The sequence below is a fragment of the Metabacillus rhizolycopersici genome (assembly GCF_020075705.1).
This window is the reverse complement of the sequence record NZ_JAIQUM010000233.1, coordinates 1-836: the sequence shown is the minus strand read 5'-3', so window position 1 is coordinate 836 and position 836 is coordinate 1. Positions and strand designations below refer to the sequence as shown.

At 41.5% G+C, this 836-nt stretch carries 1 protein-coding gene; it reads left to right on the top strand.

Features of this window, described 5'->3' with window-relative positions:
- On the top strand, positions 1–836 hold an 836-nt coding region (locus K9V48_RS30235; protein ID WP_498043140.1), incomplete at both ends, for an aldolase/citrate lyase/malate synthase family protein.

Genomic DNA, 836 nt, shown 5'->3' with positions numbered 1-836 from the left:
TGAACTTGAAAGCTTGCATCAGCCAAGTGAAAGAAAGAGTAGCATTCATTAATACTGGCTTCTTGGATCGAACTGGAGATGAAATGCATACGTCAATGGAAATGGGTCCTATGATCCGTAAAAGTGACATGAAAAGTGAAAAATGGTTGCAGGGGTATGAAAAATCAAATGTAAATGTTGGTCTAGCTTGCGGATTCCAAGGTCGTGCCCAGATTGGTAAAGGAATGTGGGCAATGCCAGATATGATGGCTGAAATGTTTAAGCAAAAGATTGGTCATCCAAAAGCAGGTGCAAATACAGCGTGGGTGCCTTCACCGACTGCAGCAACATTGCATGCTCTTCATTATCATCAAGTGGATGTTACAAAGGTTCAAAATGAATTAATAAAAGAGAATGCAGATTATCGCGATGATATTCTAGAAATCCCAGTGGCTCAAAATCCCGAATGGAGCCCAGAAGAAATTCAGCAAGAGCTGGATAACAATGCTCAAGGGATCTTGGGCTATGTTGTTCGCTGGGTAGAACATGGGATTGGTTGCTCTAAAGTACCAGATATTAATAATGTGGGGCTCATGGAAGATCGTGCAACATTAAGAATTTCAAGTCAACATATGGCAAACTGGCTTCACCACGGTATTTGCACAAAAGAACAAGTGTTAGTTACTTTACAACAAATGGCCAAAGTAGTAGATGAACAAAACGCTGGAGCCGCAAATTATTGGCCTATGGCAGAAAACTACGATAACTCTGTAGCATTCCAAGCAGCTTGCGATCTAGTATTTAAAGGTTATGATCAGCCAAGTGGATATACAGAGCCGATATTGCACCGCAGACGG